The 16544-nt window shown below is 73.1% G+C and carries 14 protein-coding genes; 3 read left to right on the forward strand and 11 right to left on the reverse strand.

Features of this window, described 5'->3' with window-relative positions:
• Window positions 1-29 precede the first annotated feature (29 nt).
• The 5 genes from F4559_RS36375 to helR form a co-directional block, all read right to left on the reverse strand.
• Complete coding sequence (locus tag F4559_RS36375; RefSeq protein ID WP_184669847.1) at window positions 30-1004, reverse strand: ketopantoate reductase family protein; 975 nt, start codon at window positions 1002-1004, stop codon at window positions 30-32.
• Entirely contained in the window at window positions 1001-1699 is a 699-nt protein-coding gene (locus F4559_RS16940) for an alpha/beta hydrolase (RefSeq protein WP_184669849.1), read from the reverse strand. Before F4559_RS16940 ends, F4559_RS36375 begins: the two co-directional genes overlap by 4 nt.
• Before the next feature lie 100 nt (window positions 1700-1799).
• Window positions 1800-3143, reverse strand: a complete 1344-nt coding sequence (locus F4559_RS16945) for an FAD-binding oxidoreductase (RefSeq protein ID WP_184669851.1) — start codon at window positions 3141-3143, stop codon at window positions 1800-1802.
• Window positions 3140-3955 (reverse strand): sulfurtransferase, encoded by an 816-nt coding sequence (locus F4559_RS16950; RefSeq protein ID WP_184669853.1) that lies wholly within the window; start codon window positions 3953-3955, stop codon window positions 3140-3142. Before F4559_RS16950 ends, F4559_RS16945 begins: the two co-directional genes overlap by 4 nt.
• Before the next feature lie 68 nt (window positions 3956-4023).
• Window positions 4024-6207 carry an RNA polymerase recycling motor ATPase HelR gene (helR, locus tag F4559_RS16955; protein WP_184669855.1) on the reverse strand — a complete coding sequence of 728 codons (2184 nt, stop codon included), beginning with the start codon at window positions 6205-6207 and terminating at the stop codon, window positions 4024-4026.
• A 222-nt stretch (window positions 6208-6429) separates the two neighbouring features.
• Here helR and F4559_RS16960 point away from each other — a divergent pair, with 222 nt between their 5' ends.
• The 3 genes from F4559_RS16960 to F4559_RS16970 all read left to right on the forward strand — a co-directional run bounded on the left by F4559_RS16960 (window position 6430) and on the right by F4559_RS16970 (window position 10128).
• Window positions 6430-6912, forward strand: coding sequence for a GNAT family N-acetyltransferase (locus F4559_RS16960; RefSeq protein ID WP_184669857.1), 483 nt, complete (start codon window positions 6430-6432; stop codon window positions 6910-6912).
• A gap of 113 nt (window positions 6913-7025) precedes the next feature.
• The gene (locus F4559_RS16965) at window positions 7026-7655 is read left to right on the forward strand and encodes a CBS domain-containing protein (RefSeq protein ID WP_184669859.1); all 630 of its coding nucleotides are present in this window, start codon (window positions 7026-7028) and stop codon (window positions 7653-7655) included.
• A 28-nt stretch (window positions 7656-7683) separates the two neighbouring features.
• Window positions 7684-10128, forward strand: a complete 2445-nt coding sequence (locus F4559_RS16970; RefSeq protein ID WP_312865689.1) for an HAD-IC family P-type ATPase — start codon at window positions 7684-7686, stop codon at window positions 10126-10128.
• A gap of 18 nt (window positions 10129-10146) precedes the next feature.
• On the opposite strand, the gene F4559_RS16975 is transcribed toward F4559_RS16970, so the two are convergent.
• From F4559_RS16975 to F4559_RS17000, 6 genes are all read right to left on the reverse strand, one after another.
• Window positions 10147-11184, reverse strand: coding sequence for an alcohol dehydrogenase catalytic domain-containing protein (locus F4559_RS16975; protein ID WP_184669863.1), 1038 nt, complete (start codon window positions 11182-11184; stop codon window positions 10147-10149).
• 274 nt (window positions 11185-11458) lie between these two features.
• Window positions 11459-12094, reverse strand: a complete 636-nt coding sequence (locus tag F4559_RS16980; RefSeq protein WP_184669865.1) for an SMI1/KNR4 family protein — start codon at window positions 12092-12094, stop codon at window positions 11459-11461.
• Between the two features lie 165 nt (window positions 12095-12259).
• Window positions 12260-13309, reverse strand: a complete 1050-nt coding sequence (locus F4559_RS16985) for a helix-turn-helix domain-containing protein (protein ID WP_184669867.1) — start codon at window positions 13307-13309, stop codon at window positions 12260-12262.
• A gap of 472 nt (window positions 13310-13781) precedes the next feature.
• Entirely contained in the window at window positions 13782-15323 is a 1542-nt protein-coding gene (locus F4559_RS16990; RefSeq protein WP_184669869.1) for an ABC transporter substrate-binding protein, read from the reverse strand.
• On the reverse strand, window positions 15320-16360 hold the full coding sequence (locus F4559_RS16995; protein ID WP_184669871.1) for a MupA/Atu3671 family FMN-dependent luciferase-like monooxygenase: 1041 nt from the start codon (window positions 16358-16360) through the stop codon (window positions 15320-15322). Before F4559_RS16995 ends, F4559_RS16990 begins: the two co-directional genes overlap by 4 nt.
• Entirely contained in the window at window positions 16360-16533 is a 174-nt protein-coding gene (locus F4559_RS17000; RefSeq protein ID WP_184669881.1) for an MbtH family protein, read from the reverse strand. Before F4559_RS17000 ends, F4559_RS16995 begins: the two co-directional genes overlap by 1 nt.
• Between the last annotated feature and the right edge of the window lie 11 nt (window positions 16534-16544).

A 16544-nucleotide genomic window follows, 5' to 3' on the forward strand; every position in this document is an offset into this window, starting at 1 on the left:
CCCGCCCGGCGACCGGGCGGGAAACCCCCTCACAGTCCGGGAATGGTGGCCCGCAGGTCGTCGTCGTCCAGCGACCGCGCCGGGAGCCGGTCCGCCGCGGCACGGGCGATGCGCGCCTGGACCGCGGCGTTGGCCGGCGCCTCCCGGCCGTGCAGGCGGGCCAGCAGCACGATCTCCCCGTTGAGGAACTCGGACTCGACGGTCACCCCGCGCACCAGGCTCTGCCACGTGGAGCTGCCCCCACGCTCGTGCCCGGGGATGTCGTGGATCACGAACTCGGCCACGGGCTCCAGGTCGGCCACGGCGATGCCGGCCGCCGCGAACACCTCACGGGCCTCCTGCCGGAGCAGCTCGGCGGCCCGGTCGCGCAGCGGGGTCGCCGGGTAGAGGGCGTCCAGCGCGTTGGGCAGGATGGACACCAGTTTGCCCGCCTTGAACGCGACCACGTCCGGCACGACGTGCACCGTGTGGTGGGCCGCCACGAGGTCGGCCGCGATCGCGTCGAGCCGTGGATCGGCCCCCGACGGGTACTTGCCGGTCCAGAACACGCCCACGGCGGGCGCGGCCGGCGACACGACCTCGCCCGGAACGACGTGACTGGCCGGCGACCACACCACCGAGGCGAACACGGTCTCGAAGCGGCGCAACGCGCCGCGTTCGCTGTCGAGTCCGTTCTGGAGGGTGAACACCGGCAGCTCGGTCGCGGCGACGCCCTTCCCCACCGGCTGCCACGCCCACGCCGAGAGCGCCGTGTCCGCGTCCTGGGTCTTGGTCGCCAGCACGAGCACGTCGTCGGTCCGCAGTTCCAGTTCGCCGGGACCGCCGACGACGGGCAGCCGCAACGTCGTCGTGCCGTCCGGGCGGACGTAGCGCAGCCCCTCGGCGCGCAGGGCTTCCAGGTGCGCGCCCCGGGCCACGAGCACGACCTCGCGGCCGGCCAGGTGCAGCTCGGCGGCCGTGGTCGCGCCGACCGCACCCGCGCCGATGATCACGTACCGGGTCACGGGACCTCCACCCGCTCGATGTCGGCACCCGACCGCAGCCGTTCCAGGAAGCGCACGACCAGCGCCGCGGCGGTGCGGTGGGTCTGGCCGTTCAGCGCGTCGTGCGTGGTGCCCGCGAGGCTGACCAGCACGCCGTCGGGCAGTCGGGCGAACCAGTCGCGCACGCCGTCCACAGTGGACAGAAGGTCGTCCTGGCCGTGCACGCCGAGCACCGGCACGGTCACCGCGGCCGGGTCCGCGTGCCACTCGGCGGGCGGTGCCGTCCACAACGCGCCGCGCCGCACGTCCGGGTCCTCGGTGAGCCGGCCGCGATGGGTCGGGCAGGTGGTACGGGCCTCCAGTTCCGCCTCCCACCCGGGAGCCGACCCCGACGGCGCCGCGAGCGGCAGCCCGGCGAGGACCACGCCGTCGACCGACACGGTGCCGTCCGCCACGAGTCGTGCCGCGAACAGCGCGCCCGTGTCGGAGCCGAGCAGGACGCGCGGGCCGGTCCCCTCGGCGAGCAGCTCCTTCACCGCCGTGGTGGTCGCGGCCGGGTCGCGGGTCGGGTCGTCGAGCACGCGCACGCGGTAGGCGTCGAAGGCCAGTCGCGTGCCGAGGCGCTCGTACACGGCGGGGCTCTCGCCGCGTCCGGGCAGCACCACGACGGTGCCGCGCGCGGCGAGGTGGGGCGGGTTGTCGTAGGAGGCGGTCATGCCAGGGCTCCCGGGACGTAGGTGGACATGATCCGGACGCTAGGTCCGGAGCACGCACCCGGTCCAATGCCGATTCCTGATGTCGATCCATCAGGAACCGTCATCGGATCGCCTTGCCCGGGTTGAGGATTCCGGCCGGGTCGAACACGGACTTGAGGCGGCGGTGCAGGTCGAGCACGGGTTCGCCGAGTTCGTCGGCCAACCACGGGCGTTTGAGCGTGCCCACGCCGTGCTCGCCGGTGAGCGTGCCGCCCACGGCCAGGGCATGCTCGAAGATCGCGGCGACGGCCTCGTCCACGCGCTCGGGCGGCGCGCTGTCCGCCACGACGATCGGGTGCAGGTTCCCGTCGCCGGCGTGGGCGAACACGACGATCCGCACCCCGGTCCGGCGGGCGATGTCCCCGACGGCGGTGATCGACTCGGCGATCCGCGACCGGGGCACGGCGATGTCCTCGATGAGGACGCGCCCGTAGCGCTCGACGGCCGGCAGTGCGGCCCGGCGGACGGCGACCAGCCGGGCGGCCGTCTCCGGGTCGGTGGTGGTCTCCAGGTGGGTGGCCGACGGCCGCAGCAGGCGTTCGGCCTCGGCCAGTTCGGCTTCGGCGCCGTACCCGTCGGTCTGGAGCAGGAGGAACACCTCGCCCCTGGTGTGCAGGGCGGTGCCCTGGGCGTCGTCGATCGCGCGCAGCGTCGCCTGGTCGAGCAGTTCCGCCGTGGACGGTCGCAGTCCCCGACGCTGCAACGAGGTCACGGCGGCGACCGCGTCGTCGGCGGTGGCGAAGAACGCGGCGGCCGTGGCCGTGGTGGTCGGCAGCGGGGACAGCCGCAGGGTCGCGCCGACGACCACGCCGAGCGTGCCCTCCGAGCCGACGAGCAGCCCGGTCAGGTCGTACCCGGTGACGCCCTTGACCGTGCGGCGTCCGGTGGAGACCAGCGAGCCGTCGCCGAGCACCGCGTCCACCGCGAGCACGGCGTCGCGCGTCACGCCGTACTTCACGCACCGCAGCCCGCCCGCGTTGGTGGCGATGTTGCCGCCGATGGTGGAGAACGCCGCGCTGGCCGGGTCGGGCGCGTACCGCAGGCCGTGCGGGTGCGCGGCGGCGTCGAGGTCGGCGGTGATCACGCCGGGTTCGACGACGGCCAGCGCGTCGTCCGGCCGCAGGTCCGCGATCCGGTCGAGCCCGGACAGGTCGAGCACGATCTCCCCCGCGCCCGCCACCGCGCCGCCGGCCACGCCGGAGCCCGCGCCCCGGGGCACGACCGGCACGCCCCGGCTCGCGGCGTAGGAGACCGTGCGCCGGACGTCCCGCACGCTCTGGGCGAAGACCACCAGGTCCGGCAGCCCGTCCGGAGCGACCCCGGAGCGGTCGACCGACACCCGGGCCAACTCGCCGGGGTCGGTCGACCAGGCCGGGAGACCCGAGGTCAGCCCGGTGTGGCTCACCGGTCGCCGGTCGCGACCGGGCGGTCCGGGTGGTTCGACCACTGCGACCACGACCCGGGGTAGAGGGCGGCGTCGATGCCCGCGATCCGCAACGCGGCGATCGTGTGCGCCGCCGTGACGCCGGACCCGCAGTACACCGCGACCTGGTCGCCGGCCTTGACGCCCAACTCCGCGAACCGCGCCCGCAGCGCCTCCGCGCCCAGGAACGTGCCGTCCTCGGCCAGGTTGCCGCCCGTGGGCGCGTTGACCGCGCCGGGGATGTGGCCCGCCTTCGGGTCGATCGGCTCCACCTCGCCCCGGTACCGCTCGCCGGCGCGCGCGTCGAGCAGCACGCCGGGCCACGTGGCCGCCTGGTCGATGTCGATCGTCGGCAGTCGGCCCTCGACCAGCGTCGCCGTGCCCGGTTCGGGCGTCACGTCGCCGGACTCCAGCGGCAGGCCCGCCGCCTTCCAGGCCGCGAGCCCGCCGTCGAGCAACCGCACGTTCTCGATCCCGGCGTTGCGCAGCACCCACCACGCGCGCCCGGCGGCCAGGTTGTCCCAGTCGTCGTAGACCACCACGGGATCGCCGTCGGCCAGGCCCCACGACCGGACGGCGTCCTGCAACGCCGCCCGGTCGGGCAGCGGGTGCCGCCCGTCGCCGGGACCACCGTGGGCGGCCAGGGTCGACTCCAGGTCGACGTACACCGCGCCGGGCAGGTGGCCCTCCCGGTAGGCGGGCCGGCCGTCGGGGACGCCCAGCCGCCACCGGACGTCCAGCAGCCGGACGCCGGTGCTCTCTCGCAACTCCGCAACGGAGACAGTGACACTCACGCCCGCAACGCTATCGGCTGCCCGCCACCCGCCACCGCTCGTGATTTCGGATGGATGAAGATCCGAAATCACGATCCGACCGGCGCGGTCCGCCCGACCAGACCGTCCAGCGACCGCGGCAGGGCATCGCGGTGCAGGACGCCGAGGCGCTGCGTGGCCCGGGTGAGGGCGACGTACAGTTCGGCCGCGCCGCGCGGACCGTCGGCGAGGATGCGGTCCGGGTCGACGACGAGCACGGCGTCGAACTCCAGGCCCTTGGTCTCCGACGCCGGCACCGCGCCGGGCACGTCCGGCGGACCGATCACGACGCTGGTGCCCTCGCGGCCGGCCTCGTCCCGGACGAACTCCTCGACCGCGGCGACCAGGCCGTCGTCGGTCACCCCGCGCGACCAGGGCCGGACCCCGCACGCGCGGACCGATTCGGGCGCCCGGACCTCCGGGGCGAACTCGGCGAGCACCGCGGCGGCCACGGCCATGATCTCGGCGGGCGTGCGGTAGTTGACGGTCAGCGACCGGTAGACCCAGCGGCCCTCCGCGTACGGCTTGAGCACCGCGTCCCACGAGGTCGCGCCGGCGGGCGAACGCCGCTGGGCGAGGTCGCCGACCACCGTGAAGGACTTGCCCGGACAGCGCCGCATGAGCACCCGCCAGTCCATTTCGGACAGTTCCTGGGCCTCGTCGACCACGACGTGCCGGTAGGTCCAGTCCCGATCGGCGGCGGCGCGTTCGACGAGCGTGCGCGTGTCGGTCTCGCCGAACCGGTCCGCCAGGTCCTCGGCGTAGAGCAGGTCCTGGGCGTACAGGTGGTCCTCGTCGTCCATCGAGTCGGCCCGGCTGATCAGGCTGTCCAGCACGCTCTCCGCGTACTCGGCCTGGGCCTCGCGCTCCTGCCGGGCGGCGCGGTCGTCGGCCTTGTCCCGGCCGAGCAGGTCGACCAGCTCGTCCAGCAGCGGCACGTCCGACACCGTCCACGCGTCGCCGCGCTCGCGCCACAGCGCCTGGTCGCCGCCTGCCGAACGCAGCCGTTCCGGCGAGGAGAACAGCTCGGCCAGCACCTCCTCCGGCTTCAGGACCGGCCAGAGCGCGTCCAGCGCGCCGGTGAACACGTCGTCGACCGCCAGTTCGCCCAGCAGCTCGGTGCGCACCCGTTCCCAGGCTTCGCGGTTGTCGCGGGTCAGCCAGCCCTTGCCGATCCGGGCGATGGCGCGTTCGGTGAGGACGTAGGTCAGGATCTCGGTGAACACCGCGCGGGCCTCGTTGTGCGGCAGTCCGCTCTTGCGCGCCTCGTCCCGGGCCCACTCGGCGACCGCGGCGTCGATCCGACCGGTGAAGTCGCGCAGGTTGATCCGGATCGGCTCGGCGGGCAGCACCTGCCGGTCGGCGACCGCGGCCCGGAGCACGTCGAGGATCTTCAGGGAACCCTTGAGCCGCGCGGCCTCCGGCCGGTCCTCGGCCGTGACGCGCAGACCGGGTACGAGCCCGCCCGCGGTCGTGAACACCACGTCGGACTCGCCCAGTGACGGCAGCACGCGGCCGATGTGGTCCAGGAACGCCGGGTTGGGGCCCACGACGAGCACGCCGTGGCGTTCCATCCGCTCGCGCTGCGTGTAGAGGAGGTAGGCGACGCGGTGCAACGCCACCACGGTCTTCCCGGTGCCCGGACCGCCCTCGATCACCAGGACGCCGGGGTGGTCCAGGCGGATGATCTCGTCCTGCTCGGCCTGGATCGTGGCCACGATGTCGCGCATGCCCTCGCCGCGCGGCGCGTTGACGGCCGCGAGCAGCGCCGCGTCCCCGCGCTCGTCCTCGCCCGGCCGGCCCAGCACCTCGTCGGTGAAGTCGACGATCCGCCGTCCGCGCGTGTGGAACTGACGGCGGCGGCGCATGCCCTCGGGGTGCGCGCCGGTCGCCGTGTAGAAGGGGCGCGACGCGGGCGCCCGCCAGTCGAGCAGCACGGGTTCGTAGTCGTCGTCCTCGTCGAACAACCCGATCCGCCCGATGTAGGACGCCTTGCCGTCGAGCGGGTCCAGCCGGCCGAAGCACAGGCCGTTGTCCACGGCGTCGAGCCGCTTGGCGACCTTGCCCAGCGCGCGCACCTCGTCGTCGCGCTCCAGGTGCGTACCGCCGTTGCCCAGCAGGGCCGCGTCGAACGCCGCCCTGACCCGGGCGCGCTCGTCGTCGAGTCGCCCGTAGAGCCCGTCCACGTAGCCCCGCTCGGCCCGCAGTTCCTGTTCGTACCCGTGGGTTGACAAATGCCCCTCACAGCGGCTAGCTTGAAATTACGTTCGGCGCTTCACCATGACTTCGTGGTGACACGCCGATTTTTCATTGTCCGGGTCGTGTCAAGCCCCCGCGACGACAACCCTTCGCCACCCCTCCCGTGGCCGGCTACCCTGCCCGCATGGAGTGCTTCGCGGCCTGCCGCACGCGCGGCTGAACCCCGTCCAGGTTCCCGCGAGGAGAAAGCCACTCCCATGATCATCCGTACCTCGCGCACCGAGGACCTGCCCGAGGTCCTCGCCTTGACGATCACCGTCTTCGGACCGTTCTACGAGGACTCCTACCGGCCGCGGGTCGGCGACCGGGTGTTCCTCGACCGCCACGGCGACTGGCGGGCGGACTACGCACGCCACGTGGCCGCCGTCCACGACCCCGGACAGGGTCGGCACGCCGCCGTCGCCCACCTCGACGACCGGATCGCGGGCTACGTCGCGTGGGTCGTCCACGAGGCCGACCGCCACGGCGAGATCGACATCCTCGCCGTGTCGCCGGACCACCGACGCCGGGGCGTCGGCCGGGCACTGCTCGACCACGCCCAGGCCCACCTGAAGTCCGCGGGCGTCACCGTGGTCTCCATCGGCACCGGCGGGGACGCGTTCCACGCACCCGCCCGTGCCTTGTACGAGTCGCTGGGCCACACCCCGTTCCCGACCGTGAACTACACCAAGGTCGTCTGAGTCACACCCGACCACAGAGGCGAAAGTCCCGGGAAGCGGGGTCCGCCGCCACTGATCCCGACACACCCGCGTCGTAAGCCTGGACGTGGGAAACTGTGGGAGGAGGCCGGGCGATGCGAGTCCGTGAAGTGATGACCCGCGAGGCGGTGACCGTCGGTGCGGACACCCTCGTCCGCGACGCGGGGGCGCTGCTCGCCGCGCGCGGGTTCACGATGCTGCCCGTGGTCGACGGGTTCGGCGCGCTGGTCGGCGTGTTCACCGAGGCCGACGCGCTGGCGCACCGACTGCCCGTCGACCCGCGCGGTCTGGTGCACGGCATGCCGCCCCGGCAGCGGACGGCACCGCCGCACACCGTGGGCGGACTGGTGTCGACGCCGCCCGTCGTCGCCACGCCGCACGCGGACGTGGACGAGGTGGCCCGGCGGATGGTCGAGCACGGCGCGCGCAGCGTGCCCGTGGTGGACGGCACGCGACTGGTCGGCGTGATCACGCTCCAGGACCTGCTGCGGGCCGTCACCCGGGACGACCGCGTGGTCGCCGCCGAGGTCCGCCGCCGCCTGCGCCGCTACGGCGGCCGGGACCGGTGGCGGGTCGACGCGGTCGACGGCCGGGTGTCGATCGTCGACGAGCTGGCCGACGTCGGCGACCGGCACGTGGCCGCGGTGCTCGCGGGCGCGGTCCCCGGCGTCGTGGCGGTGGACTTCCCGCAGGCCGGCCTCGCCGATGCCGTCGACCACCGCTGAGCGCGGGACCGCGCCGCACAGCCTGCCGGTGGACGAGGTCGTGCGCCTGGCACGGACCGACGCCGCCGCCGGGCTGCCCGCGCGGGTGGCCCGGCAGCGGCTCGCCGACCTGGGTCCCAACGCCCTGCCCGCACGCCGGGGCCCCGGCGCCGTGCGGCGGCTGCTGGGCCAGTTCACCAATCCGCTGATCCACGTGTTGCTCGGTGCCGCCGTGCTGACCTTCGCGCTGGGCGAGCCGGTCGACGCCTCGGTGGTGCTCGCCGTGGTGCTGGTCAACGCGATCATCGGCCACCTCCAGGAAGGCCGCGCCGAGCGGGCGCTGGACGCGTTGGTCGCGATGGTCACGACCACCGCCGTCGTCGTCCGCGACGGCACGGCCGCGCGGGTCGACTCGGCGGACCTGGTGCCCGGCGACCTGGTCGTCCTGGAGGAGGGCGACCGCGTGCCCGCCGACCTGCGACTGGTGCGCACCCGCGAGCTGCGCGTCGACGAGTCCTCGCTGACCGGGGAATCCGACCCGGTCGCCAAGGACCCGGCGCCCGTACCGACCACGGCCCCGACGGCCGACCGCACGAACATGGCGTACTCGTCCACGCTGGTCACCGGCGGCGGTGGTCGCGGCGTGGTCGTGGCCACGGGCGCGGACACCGAGATCGGCCGGGTGCACCGCCTGGTCGGCACGACCGGGAGCGTGCGGACGCCGCTGACCCGCAAGCTGGCCAAGTTCAGCCGGCTGCTCACGTGGGTCATCCTCGGGCTCGCCGTCGTCGCCGCGATCGTGGGCGTGCTGCGCGGCGAACCGCTCGGCGCGATGGTCACCGCCGCCGTCGCGCTCGCCGTCGGCGCCATCCCCGAGGGGCTGCCCGCCGCGGTGACGATCACGCTCGCCATCGGCGTCGCCCGGATGGCGCGGCGCCACGCGGTCGTCCGCCGGCTCCCGGCCGTGGAGACGCTGGGCAGCACCACCCTGATCTGCACCGACAAGACCGGCACGCTGACCGCCAACGCGATGACCGTCCGCGAGGTCGTCGCGGACGGCGTGCGGTGGCGGGTCGACGGTGTCGGCTACTCGCCGCTCGGCCCGCACCCGGCGGCACCCCGTGCCGTGCGGGAGTGCCTGCTGGCCGGGCTGGCGTGCAACGACGCGGACGTGGTCGAGCGGGACGGCCGCTGGGTCGCGGTCGGCGACCCGACCGAGGCCGCGCTGGTCGTGGCCGCGCGCAAGGCCGGGATCACCGACGTGCCCGACCGCGTGGACGAACTGCCGTTCACCTCGCGGCGGCGGTTCATGGCCACCCGGCACCGGGGCGGCGTGGTCTACCTCAAGGGCGCGGTCGAGCGCATCGCCGGGTTCACCGGGACCGTCGACCACGCCGAGGCCGAACGCCTGGCCGGGCAGGGCCTGCGGGTGTTGGCGTTCGCCCGTGCCCACGTGCCCGAGGAGCTGGAACTGACCGAGGACGTCCTGCGCGGGGCCGAGTACCTGGGTCTGCAGGCGATGCACGACCCGCCCCGCCCGGAGGCGCTGGAGGCCGTCCGCGCCTGCCGGGAGGCGGGCATCGAGGTGCGCATGATCACCGGCGACCACCCGGCCACGGCCCGTGCCGTCGCCGACCGGTTCGGGTTGCCCGACGACGCGGTGCACGCACGCGTCTCGCCCGAGGAGAAACTGCGGCTGGTCGAGCGCTTCCAGGCCGCCGGGCACGTGGTGGCGATGACCGGCGACGGCGTCAACGACGCGCCCGCCCTGCGTCGGGCCGACATCGGCGTGGCCATGGGGCGCGGCGGCACCGAGGTCGCCAAGGAGGCGGCCGACATGGTGCTCACCGACGACGACTTCGCCACCGTGCGCGCCGCCGTGGAGGAGGGCCGGTCGGTCTTCGACAACCTGCGCCGGTTCATCGTCTGGACGCTGCCGACGAACATGGCCGAAGGACTGGTGATCCTCACCGCGATCCTGCTGGGCACGGCGCTGCCGATCCTGCCGGTGCAGATCCTGTGGATCAACATGACCACCGCGGTCGCGCTCGGCCTGACACTGGCGTTCGAGCCGCGCGACCCCGACGCGATGCGGCGTCCTCCCCTGCCGCCGTCCTTGCCCCTGCTGACCGGTGCGCTGGTCCGGCGGGTCCTGCTGGTGTCGCTGCTGCTGGTGGCCGGGTCGTTCGCCGCGTTCGAGTTCGCGGGCGGGACCGTGGAACACGCGCGCACGGTGGCGGTGAACGTGTTCGTCGCCGCGCAGATCGCCTACCTGGTCAACTGCCGGTCGCCGCGGGCACGCCTGCGCGCCAACCCGTGGCTGCCGGCGGGCATCGCGCTCACGGTCGTCCTGCAACTGCTGCTGACCTACGCGCCGTTCATGAACGCCCTGTTCCACACCGCACCGATCGGCCTGTCGTCGTGGGCGGTCGTGGTCGGCCTGGCCGCGCTGGCGTACAGCGTGGTGGAGTTGGCCGAGGTGCCCGCCTCCTGAGGAGGCGGGCATCGGCGTTCACCTGGTCAGCACGACCTTCAGCGCGCCCGTCTCGGCCGACCGCGCGAACGTGTCATAGGCCAGGGCCATCTCGTCCAGCGCGAAGTGGTGCGTGGCGAACCCCGTCGCCTCCAACCGGCCTGCCGCGAGCATCCGCAGCAGCATGGGCGTCGAGTAGGTGTCGACCAGACCGGTGGTGATCGTCGCGTTCCTGATCCACAGCCGTTCCAGGTGCAGCGTCACCGGTCCGCCGTGCACGCCGACGTTCGCGACCCGGCCGCCGGGCCGGATCAGGCGCGCGCACAGCTCGAAGGTCTCCGGCACGCCGACCGCCTCGATCGCCAGGTCCGCGCCGAGCCCGCCGGTCAGGTCGGCGACCAGGTCGTCCACGTCCTCGTCGGCGTGCACGGTCACGTCCGCGCCGAACCGCTTCGCCGCCTCCAGCCGGGGTTTGGCCAGGTCGACGGCCACGATCAGACCGGGGCTGAACAGCCGCGCGGTCTCGATCGCCGCCAGCCCGATCGGACCCGCGCCGACCACCACCACGGCCTGTCCCGGCCGCACCCGGCCGTTGAGCACCCCCACCTCGTAGGCGGTGGGCAGGATGTCCGAGAGCATCACCGCGTCGCCGTCGGTGACCTCGTCCGGCAGCCTGTGGGTGGAGAAGTCGGCGAACGGCACGCGCACGTACTCGGCGTGCGTGCCGTCGACCAGGTGGCCCAGCAGCCAGCCGCCGCCGCCCCGGCATTGCCCGGACGCTCCCGTGCGGCAGTACTCGCACCGGCCGCAGCCGCTGATGCACGACACCAGCACCCGGTCGCCCGGCTTGATCGACGTGACGGCCGCGCCCACGCTCTCGACCACGCCGACCGCCTCGTGCCCGAGCACCCGGCCGGGCTCCACCTCGGGCACGTCGCCGTTGAGGATGTGCAGGTCCGTCCCGCAGATCGTGGCCGCGGTGACCCGCACGACCGCGTCGGTCGGCGCGACCACCACCGGGTCGGGCACGTCCTCCCACGACCGGCGGTTCGGGCCCCGGAACACCATCGCCTTCATGTGTCCTCCTCGTTCGCTCCATCCCGACCCTGCTCCGGGCAGACCGTGCGGAGCAGGGCCGTCGGGCTTCGGGAACGCACGGCGAAAGTCCCTGCCGGGTCGGGGCCGTCCGCCGCTGTCCGGGGCGCGCGGAGGGGAACAGGGTAGGACGTCATGGCAGCGGTATTGGCGGTCTACGAATCGTTGTTCGGCAACACCGGCATGGTTGCCGAGGCGTTGGGCGCGGAGGTCGCCGCGCGGTGGCGGCAGGAGTTGCCCGACGACCGCATCGGATTCAGCCGCGGGAGGCCCGGCCCAGCCGGCCGTTCTCCACGACGGGGACCGTGGTGGAGGTGCGAAAACCCTGGGCGTGTGCGCGTTCCACGAAGGGCGCCAGTACCTCCCGGCCGGTGATCAGGCCCTGGACCACGTCCGCGAGCATGTCCCCGACGCCACGCCACAACGGCCCTACCTGACAGCCGTCGTCCCGGCGCCACCGCTGCACGCAGCCGTGCCACGCACCGGGCCTCAAGTCGACGAACAACCAGTCTCCGGTGCCGCTGGAGGCGATCGGCACGAACGACTTCAGGAAGACTCCCGACCGCCCACCGGCGCCCTCTCGAACCGCCCGCTCGTAGCCCGGCCAGGTCCTTTCGTCCTCCGCCACGAGACGGCGGTATGCGGTGAGCACATCCCGCGCCGATCTCGGCGCGAACAACGGAGGAAAGACCTCCTCCGGTTGCCAATCGACGCCTTGGCCGAATCGCAACCATGCCCGCAGATCGTTCGGCAGTGCCTCGGGTACTGCCGCTTCCACCGCGTCGACCTCCGACGCGGTGGCGCGCGGTACGAGAGTCTCGAACGTGGCAGGCGCGTTCACGACAAGCCAGTCGACCACCTCGATCCAGCGCTCTTCGACCGATCGGTTCACGTCGACCAGCATGCCCGCGACGACCGGATTCCCGACGGCGGACCTTTTTCACAACGTCACATTCCAGCCGGAAAATCATCCGGACCAAGGTCCCGGCGAGTGCGACCCGCATCGCACTCGCCGGGATCTTCACCCGCACGCCGGCACGCATCCCGACCTGCCTGGTCACCGGCTGACTCCGCCCGGCGTACGCACACCGGAAGTCGACCGGTCCGTGGGGCGGTTCACGCCCGTTCCCCGGCCGGTCGACCGCTTTCCGTGGACACCGGCCCAGGCCCGGTAATCGCCCGGCGACATGCCCACGTCGTTCCTGAAGGCCCGGCCGAAGTCCGACGGCCGGCCGAATCCCCACCTCGTCGCGATCGCCGCGATGGTCAGGTGCCGGAGTCCGGGGTCGGCCAGGTCGCGGCGGCAGTGGTCCAGCCGGCGGGCCCGGACGTGGGCGGCGACGGCGGTCTCGTGGTGCTGTTGGAAGATCCGGTGCAGGTAGCGCACCGAGATCCCGTGCGCCGCCGCGATGGTCGCGGGCACCAGGTCGACCCGGTGCAGGTTCCGGTCGATGAACGACGCGACGTTGAGGTAGAGGACGTGGCCGGGCGAGTGCGGCGGCGCGGTGGCGTCGTCGAGGTGGTGTGCCAGGACCGCGCTCGCGAGGTCCACCGCGATGTGGCCCAGGCGCAACGTGTCGCGTTCGGTGCGGTCGTGCCGGCCGACGGCCAACCCCCTGAGGAACCCGGCGAACAGGTCACCGACCCCGGTGGCGGCCGGAAGCGGCACGGCGACCAGCCGGGCCACCCGCGCCTCGGGAATCGGGAGCAGACGCTTCGGGAACTGCAGCACCACCGCCCCGGCGAGCGTGGGCTGGTCACCGACGAAGACCTCCGACGAGGTCGAACTGTCGTACAGCACCAGTTCACCCGGCCGCAGGTGCTCGCACCGGTCGAGTTGCCGGATTCGCTGTCGTCCCGATTCGACGAGTACCAACTGGTAGCACTCCGGGTCCGATTTCCTGATCATCCGCGCGGTGCGGCGGGCGGCGAGCGAGGCGTACGAGGAAGCGGCGATCTGGGCGATTCCCAACGACGTGACATGTAATCGCGCGGTGAACACCGCGGGGTCCAGAACCCGCACATCCGCGGTCACCAGGGCGGACTCGACGGCTTCCCGCCACGCGTCCACCCGCTGGTCGGCCGGAAATTCCGCACTGTCGAACATCGCGTACACGATTCCCCCTGGCCGCAGGGTGCCACACCGACCGCGACAGTGGAAGTGCACGCCATGCGGGCTCCAGTGCGTCCGCCGCTGAGGACGAACCCGATCCGGACGCGGGAAACTCGATCGGACGCGGAACTCGGCGATTCCCACTCCCCGGAGTGGATCACGACAGGAGAGAACGATCGTGGTGACACCGCCGACGGGCCGAATCACCACGATTCCCTGAAACCGCTTCTCCATGCGCGACGGCGACACCACCGGCGTCGTGCCGGTCCACGGCTTCGAGGGGTGGCCGTCGGCCGGCGACGACGCGATGCCGTGGCGCGGGCCGGAACCGTGAGCGTCGGGGGGACGCTCCCACCGGGATCCGGCTCGACCGGCATGAACGGCGCTGCCCGCCCGCCGGGACAGGCGGCAGCGCGTGGACGTGCCGGACGCGGGTGGTCCGGCCGGGGCCGGACCACCCGCGGGATCACCCCACGTGAGCCTGTGTGTAGACGGGAGTCCCCAACGCCGGTGAGGTGTACACGCCGCGGACCTTCGGGCCGACGAAACCCACGTACACGTACGTGAACAGCGGCACGAAAGGCACGTGGTCGCGGATCAGGCGTTCGTCCACAGCGCTCCACTCCGGCACGGCCTCGGCCGCCGGCAGGGTGTTGATCCGGTCGATCTCCGCGTTGATCCCAGGATCGTCCAGGTACGCCCAGTTGTCGTTGCCCGCCTCGACGATCCGGGTGCCGTCGAAGGTCGCCAGCAGTGCCGAGGCGCTCGGCCACTCGCCCGGCAGGCAGACCAGGTACAGGTCGTACTCGTTGCCCCGGGTGCGCACGATCGGGTTGTGGCGGGGGCGGTCGACGACATCGAGGTCCACGGTGAAGCCCGCTGCCACGAGGCTGTCGCGGACAGCCGAGGAGAACTCCACGAACTCCCTGCCGCTGCGGCTGATCAGGCGCAACGTCGGGAACTCGCCCGCCACCAGCGCCGCCGACCGGGCCGGGTCGTACGGGTACGGGTCGGGGTAGTCGCGGTAGCCCGCCGTCACCGGGGACAGGAGGGTGTGGGCGACCTGTCCCAGCACCGGGCCGCCCTTGACCTCCAGGATCGCCGCGCGGTCCAGTGCGTGGGCGATGGCCCTACGCACGTCGACGTCCGTGACGCGCTGGGTGTTGATCGCCAGGTGCCAGACCAGTGGTGTCGGGTCGTGGTGGACCTGGGACGCGTAGGCCGGGTCGCCGACATAGCGCTCGGCCAAGGCGCGGGGTGCGTGGTTCTCCCCCACCGCGTACGCGTCGTCGCCCACGCCCTCGATCGCGCGGCGGTGCTGGCTCTCCTGGTCGACGCCCATCTCGACCACGAACCCGTCCGGCAGGCCGGTGCGCAGCGGGTCGGTCTCCGGGTCCCAGTGGGGATTTCGTTCCAGAACAAGGGAAATACCCGGTTCGTGCGACTTGATCCGGTACGGCCCGGACGCGATCGGGGCCTGGTCGTAGGACGCCCGCGTGTCCCGGTCGCGCGGGACGGGTGCGGTCACCGGCGTCGACACGGCGAACGGTAGTTCCGGACGCGGACGCGGGAAGTGGAACACCAGCGTCCACGGGTCCTTCACCTCCAGTCCCGGCACGTCGGGACCGTCCACGTAAGGCCCCGCGTAGGAACCGTTCTCCAGCAACCAGTTGCGCAGGTGGGCCGCGCCGTCGGTGATCTCGGCCGCGAACGACCGCGAGATGCCGTACGCCACGTCGGCCGCCGTGACCTCCGTGCCGTCCTCGAAGCGGACACCACGCCGCAGCACGAACTCCCACCGGCGGCCGTCGCCGTCCACATCCCGCCCGGTCGACGTGGCCAGGTCGCCGACCAGTTGCCCGTCCGGTCCGTACGCGGTCAGCGTCCGGAACAGCAACTGCCCCAACGCCAACGCCTGCAACGTGGCCGTGCGCTGCGGGTCGAGGTGGTCGTATCCGGCGTCGCGCAGGATGCGGATCGTGCCGCCCCGCACGGGTTCGGCGGTCATCGGGCTTCCTCCAGGACAGTCGACGCGCGCAGCTCGTCGAGAGTGGTCAGGCCGTCGAGCACAGCGTCGAAGGGCAGGCCGAAGTCGATCAGGCAGGCCAGCTCGTCGACACCGGCGGCGCGGAACCGCTCGACCAGCGGCCGGACGTGGTCGACCGTGCCGAACAGGCCGCTGGTCTCGTAGTACCGGTCGTAGGACCGCCGGATCAGGAAGTCGATGTCGGCCGGCCGCAGCCTGGCCGGGTCCAGGTCGGTCACCGAGCCGGCGATGAGGTGGAACGAACTCTTGAGGTACTCGACCAGCGGCTCGCGCACCCGCTCGCGCACCAGGTCGGCATCGGGGCCGAGGAAGGCGTGCACCATTAGCACGACGTGCCCCGGTGTCCCGTGGTGCGCCAGGTGCGCCGCGCGGTACGCGGCGATGTTCGCGGTGAGCCGGTCGAGTTCCTGGCCGAGCAGGTGGGTGAGCACGCCCGTGCCCGCCTCGCCCGCCGCGCGGAACGTCGCCGTGCTGCCCGCGCTGGTGGTCCAGATCGGCAGCTCGGCCCGGACCGGCGGCGGGAACACGCGCACGGACACCGGCGAACCCGCGCCGTCGGGCAACGACACGCTCCCGCCCCGCCACAACGAGCGCACCTGGTCGATCGTGCGCACGAGTTCCCGCTTGCGGTCGGCGTACTTCTCCGGCGCGAGCACGAAGTCGTTGGCGTTCCAGCCCGACGCGAACGACAGGCCGACCCGGCCGCCGGACAGGTTGTCCACCACGGACCACTCCTCGGCGATCCGCAGCGGGTGGTGCAGCGGCGCGACGACGCTGCCCGCGCGCACACCCACCCGCGAGGTCACCGCGGCGACGGCGGCACCGGTCACGGCCGGGTTCGGGTAGAGCCCGCCGAAGCGGTGGAAGTGCCGTTCGGGCGTCCACACCGCCGTGAACCCGTGCTCGTCGGCGAACTTCGCGCCGTCGAGCAGCAACCGGTACCGCCCGCCGCCCGACGACGCGCTGTCGTCGGCGAAGTAGAACAGGCTGTAGTCCATCAGCGCACGCTCGCCGGGCGCAGGTCGGTCCACACGGTCTCGATGTGTGCCAACGCTTCCGCACGCGTACCCCGGAACCCGGCCTCGCGCCACCCGGCCGGTACGGGCAGGTCGGCGGGCCACACCGAGTACTGCTCCTCGTGGTTGACGACGACAGTGTGCAAAGCGGACATCGGGCTTCCTC

This window comes from Saccharothrix violaceirubra (assembly GCF_014203755.1).
In the GTDB taxonomy this organism is placed as follows: domain Bacteria; phylum Actinomycetota; class Actinomycetes; order Mycobacteriales; family Pseudonocardiaceae; genus Actinosynnema; species Actinosynnema violaceirubrum.

Excerpts from the sequence above, each read along its gene's own strand:
- F4559_RS16940 (WP_184669849.1), bottom strand. The coding sequence starts at position 1,699 with ATGACCGCCTCCTACGACAACCCGCCCCACCTCGCCGCGCGCGGCACC.
- F4559_RS16960 (WP_184669857.1), top strand. The coding sequence starts at position 6,430 with ATGATCATCCGTACCTCGCGCACCGAGGACCTGCCCGAGGTCCTCGCC.
- F4559_RS16965 (WP_184669859.1), top strand. The coding sequence starts at position 7,026 with ATGCGAGTCCGTGAAGTGATGACCCGCGAGGCGGTGACCGTCGGTGCG.
- F4559_RS16975 (WP_184669863.1), bottom strand. The coding sequence starts at position 11,184 with ATGAAGGCGATGGTGTTCCGGGGCCCGAACCGCCGGTCGTGGGAGGAC.
- F4559_RS16985 (WP_184669867.1), bottom strand. The coding sequence starts at position 13,309 with ATGTTCGACAGTGCGGAATTTCCGGCCGACCAGCGGGTGGACGCGTGG.
- F4559_RS16990 (WP_184669869.1), bottom strand. The coding sequence starts at position 15,323 with ATGACCGCCGAACCCGTGCGGGGCGGCACGATCCGCATCCTGCGCGAC.
- F4559_RS16995 (WP_184669871.1), bottom strand. The coding sequence starts at position 16,360 with ATGGACTACAGCCTGTTCTACTTCGCCGACGACAGCGCGTCGTCGGGC.
- F4559_RS17000 (WP_184669881.1), bottom strand. The coding sequence starts at position 16,533 with ATGTCCGCTTTGCACACTGTCGTCGTCAACCACGAGGAGCAGTACTCG.